Source organism: Streptomyces sp. OZ13, from assembly GCF_052068155.1.
GTDB lineage: Bacteria > Actinomycetota > Actinomycetes > Streptomycetales > Streptomycetaceae > Streptomyces.
Genome location: NZ_JBQHCZ010000001.1, coordinates 807135 through 825853, shown reverse-complemented (window position 1 = coordinate 825853; position 18719 = coordinate 807135). Strand labels below are relative to the sequence as shown.

The following is an 18719-nucleotide window of genomic DNA, read 5'->3' as shown; positions in this document are numbered from 1 at the left end:
CAACCACCACCGCGGACACACCGCACTGAAAGGCCACCCACCCGCCAGCCGCGTCCCCAACCTCACGGGTCAATACACCTAGGGCTTCTTGCGGGTCAGAGGAGTCCGGCGAGTTTGTACAGGGCGAGGGAGCCGGCGACGGCCACGTTCAGGCTCGAGCCGGTGCCGATCATCGGGATCTCCACGCACTCGTCGAGCAGGTCGAGCGCCTCCGGCGGAATCCCGTGCTGCTCATGGCCGAGGACCATGACGGTCGGGCGCCTCGCCGGCGCGAGGTCGGCGAGGCGTACGGCCTCGTCGGCCAGCTCGACGCCGACGATGCGCGCTCCCCGCTCCCGCTGCCGGGCCAGCCATCCCAGCGGGTCGCCGGTCCGGTGGGTGCACACCGGTTTGCGCAGGGTGTTGCCGCGGGCCAGCGCCTCGGGCACCCACGGGAAACGCGGGACGGTGATGCATGCGCCGACCGCGTCGCAGGTGCGGGCGAGGGTGCCGAGGTTCGCGCCGTGCAGCGGCCACAGGGGCGCCGCGTAGAGATGGTCCCAGCAGGAATGGGCTCGCGGGCGCCGGCTTCGGCGGAGCTCGTCGGGGGCACGGGTGCGGAAGGCGGGTCCGCTGCTCCTCGCGCTCATGGGCGCGGGGAGGCGGACCTCCGGTTCAGGGGCGCACACGTGCGAGGCGTGTGATGTACGTGACGTGAGTGATGCATGCGGCGGCGATTCAGCGGCTCGCCCGGGCCTCTTGTGTGATCATCGCGCCACCGGCGTGACGAGCACGCCCCCCATGGTGCGCGCCACGACGAAGGATCGTCCCTTGACCGCCCTGGCGTCCAGCGGAATTCGGTGCGTCCCGGGCTGCAGCGTCCCCTCGAACAGTTCCCGGGCGTGGGTCCGGTGGAGAGCGTCGAGACGGTAGGCCACCAGCCGGACGCGACATTCGGAGGCCACCTCGACCACCGCCTCCCCGCCCTTCGCCGCGAGTCCCCGCAGGCGCCGCTGCCCGACCGGACTCCGGTCCAGGGCCAGCTCGATCTGCGCCACCAGCAGCGGGACGACCGGCGCGAGCCCGTCCACGTACTCCACCTGCGCGCCGGCGAGGGCGAACGCCTCCCGCACCGCGACCCGGTCCGCCTCCGTGACCGCCCGGCCGAAGGCGACGGCCCGGTACGCGCCGAGTTCCTCGGCCGGGACTCCCGCCGCGTCGTGGGCGATGTCTGCGCCGATGCCGATGGACCGCAGGGCGGCGGCGAGCTTGGCGAGGACCGCGACCCGCGCGCCGATCAGCAGGACCCGGCGGCGGGCTGCGGCCTCCTCCGGGCCGGGCAGCAGCTGCTCCAGCGCCGCCCGGTACTCCTCGCCGCGGAAACGGAACGGACCGATGCCGTGGTAGCCGTTGAGTTCCAGATCGGCCGTCCCGTCGGTCTGCCAGGCGAAGTCCCGCCAGACGACGTCGTCGCCGTCGCGCTCGATCACGGCCGTGACGGCCCCGCACTCGAGCCCCTCGCATTCGGGGCAGCCGTAGATCACAAACCGGCCGTCGCTCAGCGGCGCCTCCGCGTCGAGGAGCAGACGGCGGAGATGGTCGGTGAAGACGGCGGGCGGGATGTCGGAGGCCAGCGGCGAGACGGCGTCGAGGTCACTGAGCCGGTGGAGCAGCGGCCGGCCGTCGACGATGAAGTCGGTGAAGTCCCGGTGCACTTGGTAGGCACCATCGGCGAGGACTCCCCCGGTCCGCATCGCCGGCGCCAGCCCGAAGGTCGCGTACTCGGCAGACATGTCGTGAGTCTGCCCAACCGCGCGGTCTTCTGAGCATGGAACGCCATGGGTTACGGTCCCGGCATGAGCGGCGACGTACTGGTGCTGGGCGGCGGGGCGGCGGGGCTGACCACCGCCGTCGTGCTGGCGGAGAGCGGCAAGCGGGTGCGGGTGTGGTCCCGGGATCCCGCCGGCACGACCACATCGGCGGTGGCGGGCGGGCTGTGGTGGCCGTATCGAATCGAGCCGGAGAAGCTGGTCGGCGAGTGGTCCCTGGAGTCACTGCGGGTGTACGCGGCGCTGGCGGACCGGCCGGAGGAGACAGGTGTACGGCTGGTGCCCGGCGTCCATGCGGAGACCCGGCTCGTCGACCTCGGTCCCTGGGCAGCGAGGGTGGAAGGACTGCGGGAGGCGGGCCGCGACGAGCTGCCGCCGGGATTCACCGCCGGTCTGCGGGCCCGGATCCCGCTGGTCGACATGCCGGTCCATCTCGGCTGGCTGCGGCGGCGGCTGGAGGCGGCGGGCGGCACCGTGGAGGCGCGCGAGGCCGGTTCCCTCACCCGGGCGCAGTCGGAGAGCGGGGCCTCCGTGGTGGTCAACTGCACCGGTCTCGGCGCACGCGAGCTGGCGCCCGATCCGTCCGTACGGCCGGTGCGCGGGCAGTTGGTGGTGGTGGAGAACCCGGGCGTCGAGGAGTGGTTCACCGCGGTCGACCACGCGTCGAGCGCGACGACGTACCTCCTTCCGCAGCCGGGGCGGCTGCTGTTGGGCGGCACCGCCGAGGAGGACTCCTGGGACCTGGTGCCCCAAGAGGCCACCGCGGCGGCCATCGTCGAGCGGTGCGCCCGTATCCACCCGGAGGTCGGCCGGGCCAGGGTGCTCGGGCACCGGGTGGGTCTGCGGCCCGCACGGGACACCGGCGTGCGGATCGAGTCGGAGCGCCTGCCGGGCGGGGCTCTGCTGGTCCACAACTACGGCCACGGCGGCGCCGGTATCACCGTGGCCTGGGGTTGCGCACAGGCGGCGGCAGCGCTCGTCGGGTAGGCCGAGTCCCGGACATCCGGGGCGGCAAGCAGCGCGCCGAGGACCGGTGGGGACGATCAGGTGCGGAGCCGGATGACGCGGCCTCGCCGAGCGCGGGCACCCGCCCGGCAAAGAGCCCTGATTTTTTCCCTTTCACCCCTTTTTACGGCATCCGCGGAGCGTTACTCTGGAAGTGGCCTACGAGGCGAGCGAGGGAGTTCGACCGGAGTAGCCGACTTTGGCGGAGATAGCCGCCGGGGCCGACGTCGACGGTCGGGCTGAGAGGTCCGAAGGTCCAAGGACCGGAGGACGACCCCCATCACCTGATCCGGACAATGCCGGCGCAGGGAGCCCGTCTCGTAGGTTCTTGCGCGTCGCGGTCCGAGTGGCGGGCAGCCGTCCATGGTCCTTGGACCGGCTTCGGCCCGGCAGCCGCGGCAGGGAGCCGCTTCGTCATTCCGAGCGAGAGCGCCGCCCGGGTAACGGCGTAGGCCGCGCGACGCTGTGGGGAGTGGTCCCGGACGCAGGCCGCCCCGGGCAAACCGCGCACCGCGGCGGCCCGGCGCGCCCCGGGACCGGCCGTCGCTCAAGCCGCCTCCGCCTCCGCCGCCCGGGCACGGACCACGTCCGAGGGGTCCCAGGCGCTCAAGCCGCCTCCGCCGCCCGGCCCCGGGCACGGACCACGTCCGAGGGGTCCCAGTCCTGGTGCGGGACGGAGGTGAGCAACAGCCGTGTGTACGCGTGCCGCGGTGTGCGCAGCACCTGGTCCGTCGGCCCCTGTTCGACCACGGTGCCCCTGCGCATGACGACGGTCTCGTCCGTGATGTGCTGCACCACGGCCAGGTCGTGGCTGACGAAGACCAGGGCCACACCGGTGTCCTCGCGGATCTCGGCGAGGAGTTGGAGGATCTGGGCCTGGATGGACACGTCGAGCGCCGCGACCGCCTCGTCGAGCACCAGGATGCGCGGGTCGACGGCGAGGGCGCGCGCGATGGCGAGACGCTGGCGTTGTCCGCCGGAGAGTTCGTGCGGCCTGGCCTCGGCCTCGCGGGCGCCCAGGCCGACCCGGTCGAGCAGTGACCGGATGCGGTCCTCCACCGCGGGGTGCCCGTGCAGCCGCAGGGCGGTGCGCAGGCATTGGCCCGCGGTGAGCCGCGGGTCGAGGGAGACGTAGGGATCCTGGAAGACCATCTGGATCTCGCGTGCCCGGGCCAGCCGGTCGCGCCGGGAGCGGCCGCCGCGGCGCGCGGAGCGCCGGTCCCGGCCGTTCACGGTGACGGTGCCCGCGTCGGGTCTCTCGAGACCGGCCAGCATGCGGGCCACGGTGCTCTTGCCGGAGCCCGACTCGCCGACGATGCCGACGGAACCGCCCTCCGGCAGGGTGAACGAGACCTGGTCGGCCGCGGTGAGAGTGCCGCCGCCCGGCAGCCGAAAGGTCTTGCGGAGCCCTTCGACCACGAGCAGGGACGCGCCGTCCTGGGGGCTGTTGCCGTTCATGGTGTGCTCCTGACGGCCGGTGCGGCCGGTTGTACGGGGTCCTCGGCGGTGCCTGCCTCCGGCTTGCCGGACGGACCGCCCGGGGACAGGTCGCCGATCCGGCGGCAGGCGGCCGTGCCGGCGCCGGCGCCGGCGAGGGGCAGCGGCTCCGGGGTCCAGGTTTCGCACGCGGGCTCGCTGTGGGGGCAGCGTGCCGTGAAGGGGCAGCCGGGGAAGGCGTCGGCGAGTGACGGGGGCCGGCCGGGGATCGGACGGATCGCCCGTCGTGTCCCGCCCAGTTCCGGCGAGCAGTCCAGCAGGCCCCTGGTGTACGGGTGCCGGGCGTCACCGAAGAGGCGTCGCGCCTGCTGTTCCTCGACGACACGGCCCGCGTACATCACGTACACCCGGTCACAGTAGGCGGCGGCGAGATGCAGGTCGTGGGTGATGAACAGCACGCCCAGCTCCCGTTGTCCGCGCAGCTTGCGCAACAGGGCGAGGATCTCCGCCTGGGTGGTGACGTCCAGGGCGCTGGTCGCCTCGTCGGCGAGCAGCAGACGAGGCTCGGCGGCGAGCGCACCGGCGATGACGACGCGCTGCAGCATGCCTCCGGACATCTCGTGCGGCCGCTGTCTGACGCGCCGTTCGGGGTCGGGCAGGCCGACCGCGTCGAGGAGTTCGACCGCGGTGCCCAGCGCTCTGCGCCTCTCCTTCCGGGAGCCCTCACCGGGGCGGACCAGCCTTTCGGCGAGGAAGTCGCCGATCCGGCGCACGGGGTTGAGGGCGGAGCGCGGGTCCTGGTGGACCATGGCCACCGTGCGGGCACGGTGTTCGCGCAGGCGTATCCCGGTCATCGGCAGCACGTCCGCTCCGTCGACCAGCACCCTCCCTTCCGTCCGCGCGCCGTCGGGGAGGATGCTCAGCGCGGCCTTCGCGGTGGTGGACTTGCCCGAGCCGGATTCACCGACGAGGCCGACGACCTCGCCGGTGCGGACCTGGAGGGACACCTCCGCCAGCAACGGACGGGCGGCGCCCGGCAGATGGACGGTCAGGTTCTCGATGTCGAGCAGCATGGCGCGGCTACCTCCTGGATCCGAGCCGGTCGGCGGCGCGGACCCCGACGACGTTGAAGGCCACCACGACGGCAGCGATGGCGGTGCCCGGCACCAGCGCGGGCAGCAGGGCGCCCTGCACGATGGCCGACTGGCCCTCCTGCACCATCAGGCCCCAGTCGGAGCTGGGCGGCTGGGCGCCGAAGCCCAGATAGCTGAGCGTCGCGAGGCTCATGAGGGCCTCGCCGAACAGGACGACGAGGTAGCCGGCGATCGACCGTGCGAGATTCGGGACCAGGTGGCGCACACATATCCGCGCGCCTCCCATGCCCTGCACCCGGTAGGCGTCGATGTACGGCTTCGCCCGCTCGGAAAGGGCGACGCTGCGCGTGTACTTGGCGATCGTGGGGGCGAAGGCGAGCCCGAGCCCCAGCACGGACGTGGTCATACCGGCGCCGAACACGGCGATGATCAGGACGACGAACAGCAGGCCGGGGAAGGCGTACATCACATCCGTGGCACGCGACACCAGTGTGTCCACCCATCCGCCGCGCCAGGCGGCCAGGGTGCCCAGCGCGACACCGAGGACGGACGCGAACGCGAGCAGCAGGACCGGTGCTATCAGGCTCGTCCGGGCGCCGTACAGCACGCGGGAGAGCAGGTCCTGGCCGGACGCGTCGGTGCCGAGCGGATGTTCCGGGCCGGTGCCGACGAGGGAGGAAGAGAGGTCGACGGCGTCCGGCGGGTACGGGGCGAGCAGCGGGGCGAACACGGCGGCGAGGACCACCAGTCCGAGGAAGCCGGCCGCCACCGCCGCTCCGGCGGAGCGGCGGGTGCGCTTGCCGACGGGCAGCAGCCCGCCGGCGGGGACGGCGGTCATGCGGGACTCCTCACGGCCTTGAGACGGGGGTCGAGCAGCGGATGCACCAGGTCGACGACGGTGGTGACCACGACATAGCCGGTGACCATCAGCAGCAGGACCGCCTGGGCTACCGGGAAGTCATGGCTGTTGATCGCGCCGACGAGCAGCGAGCCGATGCCGCTCAGCCCGAAGACGGTCTCGATGGCGACGGTGCCGGCGAGCATTCCGGCGGTGACCAGGCCGCACATCGTGATGATCGGGCCCAGCGCGTTGCGCAGGACGTGCCGGCGGACGATGTCGCGCTCCGGGATCCCGGAGGCGCGGGCGACGGCGACATGGTCGGCCGCGCCCGCGTCCACCATGGCCTGGCGGGTGACCCGGCTGATGACGGCGAGCGCTCCGAGCGCCATGGCGACGGCGGGCAGGGTGAGGTGGTGGACCGTGCCGGCGAAGCCTTCGCCGCTGCCGGTCACCGGGAACCAGCCGAGTTGGACCCCGAACAGCGCGACGAGGGCAATGCCGCCGACGAAAGAGGGGACGGACGCGGCGAGGGTGGTGCCGCCGACGACCGCGGAGTCCACCCAGCCGCCGCGGCGGACGGCGGCGAGGATCCCCGCGCCGACGCCCAGGACCACGAAGAGGACGGTGGCATAGGCGACGAGGGCGAGGGTGGTGGGGAACCGTGCCGCCAGCAGATCGGCGACCTGGTCCCCGTACTGGAACGAGCGGCCGAGGTCGAGGTGGAGGCAGTCCCAGAGCCAGCGGCCGTACTGGACGACCAGCGGCTCGTCGAGGTGGTACTGCTCCCGGACGGCGGCCAGCCGCTCGGGGGTGAGCTTGTCGCGGCCCCCGGCCAGGAAGACGGCGGGGTCGCCGGGGGCGGCGTACACGGCGGCGAAGATCACGAAGGAGGCGGCCAGCAGTGTGGCGAACAGCCCTCCGAGCCGTCGCCCGATTGCGGCGATCATGGTCGTTCAGCTCACTTCGTACCGAGCGCCGCGGCCCAGGGGTAGTAGAGGTACGCCATGGACGCCGGCGGGCCGGTCAGCTTGTCGTCGATGACGAGGGCCGTGGGCATCTGCGCGACGGGGATCCACACCGCGGCTTCGCTGAACCGGCGCTGTACGTCGATCACGAGCGCGGCGCGCTGTTTGTCGTCCAGCGTCCGCATCGCTTCCTTGACCTTGCTGTCGTACTCCGGGCTGCGGAATCCGACCCAGTTGCTGGAGCTGTCGGAGAGGCCGTTGTCGTAGAAGCCGATGGGGTCGCTCTTGGAGATGTACCAGTCGGCGACGAGCACGTCGATGTCGGCGCGGGCCTGCTTGTCGCCGTAGAACTCGCCGTACTCGGCGGGCGGGACGGTCTTGATCTGGCCCTTCAGGCCGATTTGCTGGAGCGCGGCGCGGACGGCGTTGGCGATCACCAGGCGGCCCTGGCTGCTGTCCGTGCCGATGACGATCGGCTTGTCGGGAGCCGCCTTGGCGTTCTCCACGAGCTTCTTCGCCGCGGCGATGTCGTCGGCCGTGGGGCGGGCCGGGGCGCCCGCGAGCTGCTTCTGGGCGTCGGCGAAGGCTTCCTTCTCGTAGCCCCAGGCGCCTGATCCGACGGGGGTGGCCCACGGCTCGACGAGTCCGCCGTAGCCGGAGCGGGCGATGCCCGCGCGGTCCAGGGCGAGAGCGAGGGCCCTGCGGATGTCCGGGTCGGCGAGCCCGCCGCGTTCCGTGGGGATCAGGGCGAGGGCAGCGGTGCTCGGTCCGTAGTGCTGGTCGAGTCCCTTGGTGCCCCGTAGTGCGGCGGCCGTGCTGATGGAGTCCGCGTACGTGCCGTCGGCGGCGCCCGTCTTCAGCGCGTTCACCATGGCGCTGTCGTCGGCCCAGCGGAAGACGACCTGCTGGGTGAGGGGCTTCTCGCCCCAGTAGGTGTCGCTGCGGTTGATGACGATCGAGTCGCCGGACTTCCAGTCGGCGAGCCGGTAGGGGCCCGAGCAGGCGTCGGGCTGTCCGGGGGTGCCGAAGTCCTTGCCGGACTTCTCGACCTGCTCGCGGTTGTAGACCAGTCCGGCGTCACCGGCCAGCGCCTTGGTGAACAGCGCGTCAGGCTGCTTGAACGTGATGGTGATCTCGAGGTCGCCGCTCCTGGTCATCTCCGCGACGTTGTCGAACTCGTCGGACTGCTCCATGTCCGGCCGGGCGTGGCGCTGGAGGCTGAACAGGACGTCGTCCGCCGTCATCGCGGATCCGTCGTGGAAGAGGACGTCGTCGCGCAGGGCGAGAACGAGGGTCTTGGCGTCCGGTCGGGTGGTCTGCCGGACCAGGGAGGGCTGCACGGACATGTCGGGCCGGAGTTGGTACAGCCGCTCGCACACGTTGCTGAGGACGGTGCGGCCGGCGCTGCCGCCCTGGGTGTCCAGGTCGAGGGAGTCCGGTTCGTCCTCCAGCAGCCAGTTGACGGTGGGGACTTCGCCCTTGGCCTTCGCGGTGGTGGGTGTGAGTGTGAGCCGGGCGGCGTCGGCGGTGGCGCCGGCTCCCGCCGGGCGGGTGGTGTCCGCGCCGCTGCACGCGGTGGTGAGGGCCATCGCCCCGGCGAGGCCGGCGGCGGCGACGGTGGTTCTGAGCTTCATGCTGGGCTCCTGAGCGGGGAAGGGCGAAGAGCGGAAACAGCGTCAGTTCGGGGCGTGGGGGCCGTCGTAGAGATTCCAGGGCAGGTGTTGGTACTCGCGGTCGCAGGGCGTGCCCGCCGTGACGTGGTAGTCGCCGGTGGTGAGGTCGACGCACGAGGAGACGAGCGTCTGCCACTGCTTGACCTGTGGTCTTCGGGGGTCGATGTGGGTGCACAGCGACTCGGGGTGGCCCAGGTGGTCCGACATCGCCTGTTTGATGAGCTTCCGCGACTCGTCCGCGCCGGTGGACCCTCGTAGCAGGCGCAGGCCCTCCTCCGCGCGGGGCACCCGCACGAGGGAGTCGGCGGCCATCGGGCGGTAGCCCGCGGCGAGGGCGGCGGGGACGCCGGCCTGGTAGTGGTTGCCGTGCACCAGCAGGCCGTCGGTCGGGTACATCCAGCCGTGGCCGGCCGGCGTGGTCTCGAGGTCGATGGCGAATCCCTCGCGGCATGTCAGCAGGGCGTTGCTGGCGATGTGCGCGCGGGTGCGGCAGAGCTCGTCGAGGGCGTCGGTGATCGTGGAGCGGTCGAGGACGCTGCGCCGGATCACGGTCTGCGGGATGCCGACCGTGTCGTCGAAGCGGCCGCCGAGCCCGTTGGCGTTGAGGGCGATGCCGGCGGAGTTGGCGCCCTGGCGGCCGATCTGTCCGGCCTCCACCTGCATGACGACGGTCGGTTTCGGCGGCTGGACCACGCGGATCATGACGACGGTGTCCGCGACCCCGGCGCGCCAGTCCCAGTTCTGCCCCGCCCAGACGTGGCCGTCGCCGCTGGCGGGGCCGTACGCGGCGAACGAGGTGCAGCCGTCCGGCGGCTCCTCCTCCGGGACCCGCGCGCCAGGGCCGTCGTGCTCCCGCATCCGTGCGAACGAGTCGTCGTAGATGACCTCGCCGCGTGCGTTGAGCGCGAGGACGTCGAGCAGGCCGACGCCGGCGCCGTCGGCGATGCCCTGCATCTCCTCCAGGAGGTGGGGTGCGTAGTCACGGACGGGCTCGAGCCAGCGGGCCGCCCGGGAGGTGACCTGGTGCCAGGTGAGGCCGGAGGACGCTCCGAACGCCTCGGCGTAGTAAGCGAGAGCGGTCCCGATCTGCGGGGCGACCGCTGCTCCGTACTGGCGGCCGCGCTCGACGGGGGTCCCCGACACTTCGATGACGGGAAGGGCGTGTTTCATCGCGGGGACTCCTCGGGACACATGCGTGCTGTAATGTTCGTTCCGAGAAAATGAGATCCTGGAACGGAATACACACGAGCGTAACGGCCGTAACGTAGGAGTCAATACCTGTAATGAAGAATCCAGAATCCGGCAGCGCCGCGCCCGGCGGTCTGACCCGCCTTCGCGCCACCGTGCGCGACCAGTGGGACGAGCTGTCGGCCGCCGAGCGCACCGTCGCGCAGTACCTGGTCAGCGCGCCCGCAGAGCAGGTGATGTTCGCCAGCGCACAGGAGCTGGGGACGGCCAGCGGCACCAGCAACGCCACGGTCGTCCGCGCCCTCCAGCGCCTGGGCTACGCGGGACTTCCCGCGCTGAAGCGGGAACTGGCGGCGGACTTCACCTCGGCACTGGCTCCCGAGGTCCGGCTGAAACAGCGCATCGCGCACGTCGGCCAGGACCTGCAGACCATCTGGAACGACGTGTTCGACGAGACGCAGGACCGCATCGACCAGTGCCGGCGCCTCACCGGGACCGACGCCCTCCAGCAGGCCGTGGCCGCGCTCGCCGACGCCCGTGAGGTGTTCTGTTACGGCGTCGCCGCGTGCGAGCTCGCGGCGCGTCATCTCGCTCTGGCCCTGGGCCGCATCGGCCGCCGCGCGCGGTTCGTGGGCGCCACGGGGTTCGCGCTCGCCGACCCGCTGCTGTCACTGGCGCAGGGCGACACCGTGGTCATCTTCCAGCCCGGCCGGCCGCTGTCGGAGCTCACGGTGCTGGTGGAGCGTGCCCGGTCGGTGGGGGCGAAGGTCGTCTTCGTGACGGACGAACTGGGCGAGGCGTTCGAGGACCGGGTCGACGCGATCCTCACCGCGCCCCACACACCGACCGGCATCACCAACGAGGCCCTGACGGGACTGGTCGTCGCCGACGCGCTGCTGCTGGCCCTCACGACCCTGGACGAGACCCGCGCGGTCGAGCACTCGCACCAGCTCACGGCGCTGAGGGAACAACTGCTTCCGCCCCGCGAGCAGCGCTCCAGAAAAGCCTGACAGCGGCCAGGACGGCGCGGCGAACAGGGTGCCCGGCGGGGAGTTCGTCGGCGGCGAGGCCTTGGGGCGGGCAACCGGAAGCGCCGCGGGCCACGGGGGCGTGACCCACACCCGTGACCCACGGTCTTCCTCGTCGCCCGCGGTCACTGCCGCCCGCGCCGGTGCCTCCCGGTCAGGCCGGATTCGTCAGCCCTGGTCCGGGCGCCTTGCGTCGTTCCGGGTCCTCGTCCGATTCCGGCGGGGTCTCCTCCTCGACGGGGATCTGGCCCGCCTCCGGGCCGGTTCCCGGGCCGATGCGGATCTCGAACTCGCCCGCGTACTTCTCGTGTCCCGCGATCACCGCGGTCTCCACCGCCTCCTCGGCGATCTCGCCCCGGACGATCAGCGGGTCCTGGCGCAGGTCGCGCATGAGGGCCACGCACATACCGATCATCACCAGCACGAACGGCGCCGCGACAAGGATCGTCAAGTGCTGAAGGCCGGCGAGCGCGTCCCCCTTGCCCTCGCCGACGAGCAGCATCACGGCGGCCACCGCGCCGGTCACCACGCCCCAGAAGATGACGACGACCCGCGCCGGTTCGAAGGTGCCCTTCTGGGACAGCGTGCCCATCACGATCGACGCGGCGTCTGCGCCCGACACGAAGAAGATGCCGACGAGGATCATCACCAGGAGGCTCATCACCGAGGCGATCGGGAACTCCTGGAGCACGCCGAAGAGCTGACCCTCCGGTGTCGTCTCGTCGCCCAGCCTGCGCTGTTCCTGAAGCTTCATCGCGGTGCCGCCGAAGACGGCGAACCAGACCAGGCTGACCGTGCTCGGCACCAGGATGACGCCGCCGACGAACTGACGGATGGTGCGGCCGCGGCTGATGCGCGCGATGAACATGCCGACGAACGGCGTCCACGAGATCCACCAGGCCCAGTAGAAGACCGTCCAGCTGCTCAGCCAGTCCGCGACGTCACCGCCGCCGGTCGCCGCCTCCGTCCGGCCCGCGAGCTGCGGCAGTTCTTCGAAGTAGGAGGCGAGCGAGGTGGGAATCAGATCCAGTACGAGGATGGTGGGTCCGGCGACGAAGACGAAGAGGGCGAGCACGATCGCCAGCACCATGTTGGTGTTGGACAGCCACTGGATGCCCCGCTCCACACCCGACACGGCCGAGACCACGAAGCACACGGTCAGCACCGCGATGATGGAGATGAGCAGTCCCGTACCGGCCTTCTCCATCCAGCCGAGTTCCTGGAACCCGCTGCCGATCTGCAGGGCGCCGAGGCCCAGCGACGTCGCGGAGCCGAAGAGCGTGGCGAAGATCGCCAGGACGTCGATCACCCGGCCCGGAGCTCCCTCTGCCCGCTTCTTGCCCATCAGCGGCTCGAAGACGGCGCTGATGTTCTGCCGCCTGCGGCGCCGGAAAGTGCTGTAGGCGATGGCGAGGCCGACCACCGCGTAGATCGCCCACGGGTGCAGGGTCCAGTGGAAGAGTGTGGTCGCGAGGGCCGTCTCCATCGCGTCCGCCGAGTCGATCGGGTCGGTGCCCGGCGGCGGCGTCGTGTAGTGCGCGAGCGGTTCGCTGACTCCGTAGAACATCAGGCCGATGCCCATGCCCGCGCTGAACATCATCGCGACCCAGGAGACGGTGCGGAACTCCGGTCCCTCGTGCTCCTGTCCGAGCGGGATCCGGCCGTAGCGGCTGATGGCGAGCCAGAGGGCGAAGACCACGAAGCCCGAGGCGGCCAGGACGAACGCCCAGCCGCCGTTGTGCATCAGGCCGTTCAGCAAGGTGTCGGAGGCGCTCTCCAGCGTCTCCGTGAACACCGAGCCCCAGAACACGAAGGCGAGTGTGAGCACCGCCGTCACGCCGAACACCACCCGGTCCGTGACGGGTGCTCTGTCTTCGTGCGGATGGCGGCCCGGTAGCGCCGCCTTGACGGGATACCACAGCCGTTTGCCCGGCTTTTCTACGTCGCGCGACACGGGGCACCTTTCATGATTCCGCGGAGCCTGATTTCACTCCCCGCTACCCCCTACCACACGAGTCACACTCCTCCCGGTATCAACAGGCTTCCACCGGTTCTCCCGTGATGATGCGATAGGCCGCACGAGTGTCGAGCAGCAGCGGGACCAGGTTCCGCAGGGGCTGTCGCAGCGGTACGAGGGCGCCGTCGGCGACGGGCCTGGCGAAGACGCCGTGGAGAGCGAGTTCGTCCTTGACCTCTGCGTACCGGCCGGCGTCGAGACGGTAGGCGCACGGCGGGTCCGCGATCGTCTCGTCCGGTCCCGCCGGGTCGTTGTCGGCGCCGCCCAGGTACACCGGCCCGCGGTCCGCGAAGCCCGCGCGACGGGCCGCTGCGGTGGCGGCCTCGATCCGGCCGAGCCGCTCGGCACTGAAGGCGAACAGGCCGCTCAGAGCGGAGAGCTGGCTGCTCACCCGGCGACGGTGATTGAGCGCCGGGTCGGCCTTCTCCTGCGGGGTCAGTGCGTCGACGCGGCTCTCGATCAGCAGTCCCACCGCGTGCTTGAGACCGCCGGCGTTGCGCAGGATGCGCTCCTGTCCGTCGCCCGCGGTCTGCCGGAGGGGCTCGCCGGTGACGGGGTCCGTCCAGATGCCGTAGGTGCCGGTGGAGTGGCCCGCACGGTTCGCAGCGGGCCGGACGTAGGTCCCGGACAGGGTCCGCGCCTCATGGTGCACGGCGGCGTCGGTGTTCAGGTTCCGGGGCCACAGGTCGAAGAGGTCCTTGTCGTAGTAGGGCGGTGTGGCGCCGTACTCGTGCAGGTCGTAGAGGATGTCCGGCTGCCGGTCGCGGATGACGGCCGCGACGGCCCGCCCTTCCGCGGTCTTCAGCGCGATGTGGTCGCGGTTGACGTCGACGCCGTCCGCGTTGCCCCGGGTGCCGGCGGCACGGCCGTCGGGATTGGCGGTGGGCAGGACGAGCAGGCGTGTGCGCGACAGCAGCCGGCGGGTCGCCTCGTCGCGGGCGAACGCGAGGTCGCGGACGGTGGTCAGGCAGGCTTCGCGGCCTGCCGGCTCGTCGCCGTGCTGACTGCAGATCAGCAGCACCGTGTGCGGGGACGTCTCGTTACCGAGGTGGACGAGCCGCAGCGGACGGCCCTGTGCGGTCGTGCCGATCTGCTCGACGGACATCCGTTCAGCGGCGCGGTCGACGGCGGCGAGGAAGGCCCGTTCCTCCTCCTCACCGGTCCAGCGCGAGCCGCCGCTGTTCTCGAAGCCGGTACGGGGTGTGGTGTACGCCGCTTCGGCGGGGCCGGTGACCAGGGGCACCGCGAGCGCTGCGGCGGCTGCCGTCAGGGCGAGCGTGCGGACACGGATTCGGGTCGTCATTCGGATACTGCCTCCGGGGATCCGGTCCGGTACACGTATCGGCATGGCCCCGGAAACGTACTCCGGCCGGCTGCGCCGCGACAGGGGGCGGTCAACGACGGCTGCCCGTGGTGTGCTTGGGGCCGGCCCGTCCGTCCGGCTCACGGCAGATGTCCCGTCCGGACACAGTCTGCATGTCTTGGCACGGTGTGGCCGGCATCCACGCTCCGCCGTGCCGCCGGGCACGGCCCGGGCCGTGGACCAGGGGGTGCCGCACTGGGAGCGCTCTCAGACTGTCGGCCGGGGCGGATATCCTGTCGGCATCGGATCATGCCACCGACCGGCGTGCCGGAGCACCGGAGCAGACGAGGAGCACCCGCCTTGACCGAGCAGACCACGGGGTCCCGCCCCACCCTGGAAGCCGTCGCGGCGCGCGCTGGCGTCTCCCGTGCCACGGCCTCCCGGGTCGTCAACGGGGGTGCGGGCGTGCGCGCACCCCTGGTCGACAAGGTGCGCAGGGCGGTCGAGGAGCTCGGCTACGTACCGAACCACGCGGCGCGCACCCTGGTCACCCGGCGCAACGGCGCGGTGGCGGTGATCATCGCGGAGCCGGAGTTCCGGATCTTCTCCGACCCCTTCTTCGAGCAACAGGTCCGGGGAATCAGCCGTGAGCTCACGGCGCACGACTCCCAGCTGGTGCTGCTGTGGGTGGAGGGCCCCGGAGACCATGACCGGATCGCCCGCTACCTCGGCGGCGGGCACGTCGACGGCGCGCTCGCCTTCTCCCTCCACAACGACGACCGACTGCCCGCGCTCATCAGCAGGACGAAGATCCCCACGGTCTTCGGCGGGCGTCCTGCCGCCGGTTCCGACCTGGCCGTGCCCTACGTGGACGCCGACAACCGCGGCGGCGCCCGGGAGGCGGTGCGTCATCTGGTCTCGCTGGGCCGCAGGAACATCGCGCACATCGCCGGCCCCCGCGACCAGACCTCCGCGCTGGACCGCATAGACGGCTACCACGACGTCCTGGTGGACGCCGACCCCGGCCTCTTCTGCCAGGGCGACTTCACCGAGGAGAGCGGCGCCCGGGCGATGGCCGAGCTGCTCGACCGCCGCCCGGACGTGGACGGCGTCTTCGTCTCCAACGACCTGATGGCGTCGGGCGCGCTGCGCACCCTGCGTGAGCGCGGCGTCCGGGTACCGGAGGACGTGGCCCTGGTCGGGTTCGACGACATGGCCTCGGTCGTCGGGACGACGGAGCCGCCCATGACCACGGTGCGCCAGGACGTCGAGGGCATGGGCAGGCTGATGGTCCGGCTGCTGATGAGGCTGCTGAACGAGGCGGGCGGCGACGCCCCCGCGTCCGTCATTACCCCGACGACACTGGTGCGGCGGGCATCGGCCTGACCTCCGACGCCCGCCGCGTTCCTGTGGGGGGAGCGGTTCAGCTGTAGGGGATCACCAGCACCGACTTGTCGGTCCCGGTCTGGAGCTTGGCGGTGCCGTTGCCGATGGCGCTCCACACCTCGAGGCGCACGGTGCCGCCGTTGAGGTTGCCGAGCGTCCCGGTGGAGGCCTTGAGGCCGCGGGAGTGTGCGTACTCCTCCCAGCCGGTGACCGGGTCGGTCGCGAAGTAGTGGTACGTCTCCGTCCGTTCGAAGGTGCCGTCGCCGGTGAGGTCGTAGCTGATGCGCGCCTGCTGGCCGAGTCCGACCGTGCTGCCCGCGTCGACCTGGAGGCGGAAGGCGGTGGACGCGCCCGGGGTGACGGTGCCGTTGACGCCCCGGATCTCGTAGACGAGCGGCTGGTGCGGGGTGCCGTCGTGGTTGGCGCCGCCGGCGGAGGCGATGGTGTCGCTGCCCGCCGTGCCACCGGTGGCCGTGGTCAGCGTGCCTCCGCTGCGCAGCTGGAACGTGTTGCCGGTCGGCGGATCCGGGTCGGGGTCGGGCTCGCCGCCGCCGGTCCCGGTGCCGGTCGCGGTGGAACGGGCGGGCACGGAGAGGGTCTTGCCGTCGGAGAAGGTCACCGTGCGGGCCGTGGCGCCGTGGTTGTGCGCGGCGTAGATCCGTGTGGTGCCCTTCGTGAAGACAGCGGACGTCGGGATGTTGCCGGTCACCGTGGTGTCGGGCGCGCCCAGCCGGTCGAGGGTGGAGATCCAGTGGTACGTGTGGGCCTTGGACTCGCCCTGCTCAGGGGTGTAGCCGGCGTGGCCCGCGTCCCACTTGGCCTTGGCCGCGGCGGGATCGGCCAGCGACTGGAACTCCCAGAGGATGTCGCGCCACTCGACGGCCGGGCCGCCGTTCTCGCGCTCCATCTCTGCGATGTTGCGCCGGATCGCGGCCTTCTCCCCACCGAGGTGGAGCGAACCTCCGGTCACGGGGAGGACGTTGATGCCGTGGATCTCCTCCGGGTTGGCGGTCCACCAGGTGGCGTAGGCGGCGCCGCTGCCCCAGACCATGCCGGCCGTGTCGTGGCCGAAGGAGGACGGGAAGACCTGCTCGTCGGCGTCGAACCAGTACTGGGCGATCGACTCCGCCTCCGTGGTCAGCAGATACGTGCCGAGGTCGCGCAGCGCGGTGTCACCGGTGGCCGAACCCCACAGGACCAGGGCGGCGCTGAGGTTGGTGGACTCGGAGGAGGACTCCTGGTTGTTGCCGGCGGCGAAGCCCTGGTGGCCGGAGGCCCAGCTGTGCCCGGCGTAGATGTCGAAGCCGCGCAGGAAGGGGAAGGCCGTGTCGGTGCGGCTCGCGTTGGCGGCGTCCCGCACCAGGGTCTTGACCATCCCGCCCCAGGCGGAGTCGGCGGCCCAGGCCTGGTCGTACTGGGCGACGATCGCCGCGGCGTACACGTAGTAGCTGTAGTGGAAGTGGTGGTCGTTGAGCTCGGTGTCGCTGCCGTAGGAGGCCGGGTAGCCGGTGAGGGTCTTCCACTCCCTGTCGTAGCTGAACTCGTTCGCGCCGCCCGCGGTGAACCAGTCCTGGAGCCTGCCCTTGATCAGGCCGAGGAGCTTGTCGCGGGCACCGGTCTCACCGATCTGCTCGGCCACGGGCACGAGCTGGGCGAGACGGCCGAGCGCCTTGCCGGTCCAGTACGTGTCGGTGGCGCCTGAGAACGGGTCGGAGGCGCTCGCGACCTCGTTCAGATAGCCGCGCAACCGGGCCGTGTCGACGGCGTCCGACTTCGGCAGGGCCGGCAGCACCGGGGAGGCCTTCTGGCTGGTGGTGAAGGATGCGGACTCCCGCACCTTCATGGTGCCGCGCGGCGAGACGTAGGTGTGGGTCGTCAGCGGGTCCGTGGTGTTCAGCCACTGGTGGCGGTAGAGGGCCTGGAGTGTGCCGCGCTCGGTTCCCTCCTTGGCCTCCGTGGTGAGCGTGTACGTGGCCTTGACCGTGCCGCCGGTGTAGCTCCACGCGGCCTGGGAGCCGGTGACGAAGCTGTAGGCGTACTTCTTGTACGTCGCGAGCGCCCCCGTGGAGGGCAGGACGGCCACGGAGAAGTAGTCCTTGGAGCCGAGGCCCGCGGTGAGCGTGGATCCGGAGATGTTCCAGTCGCTGCCGGTCGGGGCGAAGAGGGCGTAGTGGTGTCCGGCGACGGTGATGCCGAGGACGTTGCCCTGGTCGGCGAAGACGGCGGGCGCGGCGGCGGTGGTGATCTGCGCGTTCCCGCCGGAGCCCTTGGCGTATACGAACGGCATGCCGTGGCCGATGGTGGTCCGCAGGGTGCGGGTGCCGTCGGACCAGTAGGGGGTGACGGTCCAGTCGGACCAGTCGTCGGCCTTGGTGTCCGGCGAGTTGAGGCCGGTCAGGCCGATGGTGAGGTCGCGCTTGTGGGCGAACTCGTACTGCCGGCCGTCGCCGACGATCGCGGGGGTGGTGGGGTAGCCCACGTCGAGCCCGCCGGCGGTGGCCTGGTAGGTGAGGGGGTGCCCGTACATGGGGGTCGAGTACGGGTTGTCGCCGTAGCGCTGGAAGGCGAGGGAGGACCACCAGTCGTTGGTGGGCACCGGCCGGCTCTTGGCCGCGGCGGTGACCTTGGGGGTGACCGGGGCTCCGGTGTTGGTGGTCGGTCCGGACGTGCCGGCGGGGCGGGTGTCGGAGTAGCTGCCGGAGCCTACGGGGACGGTGGCGGCGGCCGCGGGTGCGGCGGCCGGGCCCAGGCCGACAGCGGCCAGGGCTGAGGCCAGGACCAGCGCGGCGGCCGGCCTGGTGCGGGAGGCTGGCATGAACGGCACCTCAAGTCATCACGGGTAGGGGTGGCTGAGAGCGCTCTCAGATGGCCGAAACGTAAAACCCCCGAAACACAAGTGTCAATAGACCGAACACAGCTGGCAGTTGATACCCGAGTCCAGACCGTTATGTCTTCGAGTCTTGACGCGAAGAGT

The 18719-nt window shown here is 71.6% G+C and carries 14 protein-coding genes; 3 read left to right on the top strand and 11 right to left on the bottom strand.

Translation table 11 applies throughout. The features are described from left to right. Positions 1 to 95: 95 nt before the first annotated feature. Together ACTMTU_RS03685 and ACTMTU_RS03680 are read right to left on the bottom strand one after the other, a co-directional pair. Positions 96 to 629 carry a TrmH family RNA methyltransferase gene (locus tag ACTMTU_RS03685; protein ID WP_307709584.1) on the bottom strand — a complete coding sequence of 178 codons (534 nt, stop codon included), beginning with the start codon at positions 627 to 629 and terminating at the stop codon, positions 96 to 98. Between the two features lie 117 nt (positions 630 to 746). Continuing rightward, a complete protein-coding gene (locus ACTMTU_RS03680; protein ID WP_441261948.1) occupies positions 747 to 1772 on the bottom strand; it encodes an oxidoreductase in 1026 nt (341 codons plus the stop codon). 63 nt (positions 1773 to 1835) lie between these two features. Here ACTMTU_RS03680 and ACTMTU_RS03675 point away from each other — a divergent pair, with 63 nt between their 5' ends. Beyond that, entirely contained in the window at positions 1836 to 2795 is a 960-nt protein-coding gene (locus ACTMTU_RS03675) for an FAD-dependent oxidoreductase (RefSeq protein ID WP_441261947.1), read from the top strand. Positions 2796 to 3419: 624 nt separating this feature from the next. Here the strand turns inward: ACTMTU_RS03675 and ACTMTU_RS03670 are convergent. From ACTMTU_RS03670 to ACTMTU_RS03645, 6 genes are read right to left on the bottom strand one after another with little or no spacing between them, the layout of a single operon-like run. Further along, complete coding sequence (locus ACTMTU_RS03670) at positions 3420 to 4271, bottom strand: ABC transporter ATP-binding protein (RefSeq protein WP_441261946.1); 852 nt, start codon at positions 4269 to 4271, stop codon at positions 3420 to 3422. Beyond that, positions 4268 to 5323, bottom strand: a complete 1056-nt coding sequence (locus tag ACTMTU_RS03665; protein WP_441261945.1) for an ABC transporter ATP-binding protein — start codon at positions 5321 to 5323, stop codon at positions 4268 to 4270. The genes ACTMTU_RS03670 and ACTMTU_RS03665 overlap by 4 nt, the downstream gene beginning before the upstream one ends. Positions 5324 to 5330: 7 nt before the next feature. Then, positions 5331 to 6182: an ABC transporter permease gene (locus ACTMTU_RS03660; RefSeq protein WP_441261944.1), complete on the bottom strand. Its 852-nt coding sequence runs from the start codon at positions 6180 to 6182 to the stop codon at positions 5331 to 5333. Next, on the bottom strand, positions 6179 to 7132 hold the full coding sequence (locus ACTMTU_RS03655; RefSeq protein WP_441261943.1) for an ABC transporter permease: 954 nt from the start codon (positions 7130 to 7132) through the stop codon (positions 6179 to 6181). Before ACTMTU_RS03655 ends, ACTMTU_RS03660 begins: the two co-directional genes overlap by 4 nt. Before the next feature lie 11 nt (positions 7133 to 7143). Next, positions 7144 to 8784, bottom strand: a complete 1641-nt coding sequence (locus tag ACTMTU_RS03650) for an ABC transporter substrate-binding protein (protein ID WP_441261942.1) — start codon at positions 8782 to 8784, stop codon at positions 7144 to 7146. A gap of 42 nt (positions 8785 to 8826) precedes the next feature. Then, the gene (locus tag ACTMTU_RS03645; RefSeq protein ID WP_441261941.1) at positions 8827 to 9993 is read right to left on the bottom strand and encodes a C45 family autoproteolytic acyltransferase/hydolase; all 1167 of its coding nucleotides are present in this window, start codon (positions 9991 to 9993) and stop codon (positions 8827 to 8829) included. A gap of 113 nt (positions 9994 to 10106) precedes the next feature. Between ACTMTU_RS03645 and ACTMTU_RS03640 the strand changes: the two genes are divergently transcribed. Next, positions 10107 to 11021 carry a MurR/RpiR family transcriptional regulator gene (locus ACTMTU_RS03640; RefSeq protein ID WP_364590954.1) on the top strand — a complete coding sequence of 305 codons (915 nt, stop codon included), beginning with the start codon at positions 10107 to 10109 and terminating at the stop codon, positions 11019 to 11021. Positions 11022 to 11193: 172 nt separating this feature from the next. On the opposite strand, the gene ACTMTU_RS03635 is transcribed toward ACTMTU_RS03640, so the two are convergent. Further along, complete coding sequence (locus ACTMTU_RS03635; RefSeq protein WP_441261982.1) at positions 11194 to 12960, bottom strand: BCCT family transporter; 1767 nt, start codon at positions 12958 to 12960, stop codon at positions 11194 to 11196. A 112-nt stretch (positions 12961 to 13072) separates the two neighbouring features. Further along, on the bottom strand, positions 13073 to 14359 hold the full coding sequence (locus tag ACTMTU_RS03630; RefSeq protein ID WP_441261940.1) for a M14 family zinc carboxypeptidase: 1287 nt from the start codon (positions 14357 to 14359) through the stop codon (positions 13073 to 13075). A 360-nt stretch (positions 14360 to 14719) separates the two neighbouring features. Between ACTMTU_RS03630 and ACTMTU_RS03625 the strand changes: the two genes are divergently transcribed. Further along, complete coding sequence (locus tag ACTMTU_RS03625) at positions 14720 to 15745, top strand: LacI family DNA-binding transcriptional regulator (protein WP_441261939.1); 1026 nt, start codon at positions 14720 to 14722, stop codon at positions 15743 to 15745. A gap of 37 nt (positions 15746 to 15782) precedes the next feature. On the opposite strand, the gene ACTMTU_RS03620 is transcribed toward ACTMTU_RS03625, so the two are convergent. Then, positions 15783 to 18560, bottom strand: coding sequence for a glycosyl hydrolase (locus tag ACTMTU_RS03620; protein ID WP_441261938.1), 2778 nt, complete (start codon positions 18558 to 18560; stop codon positions 15783 to 15785). Positions 18561 to 18719 lie beyond the last annotated feature (159 nt).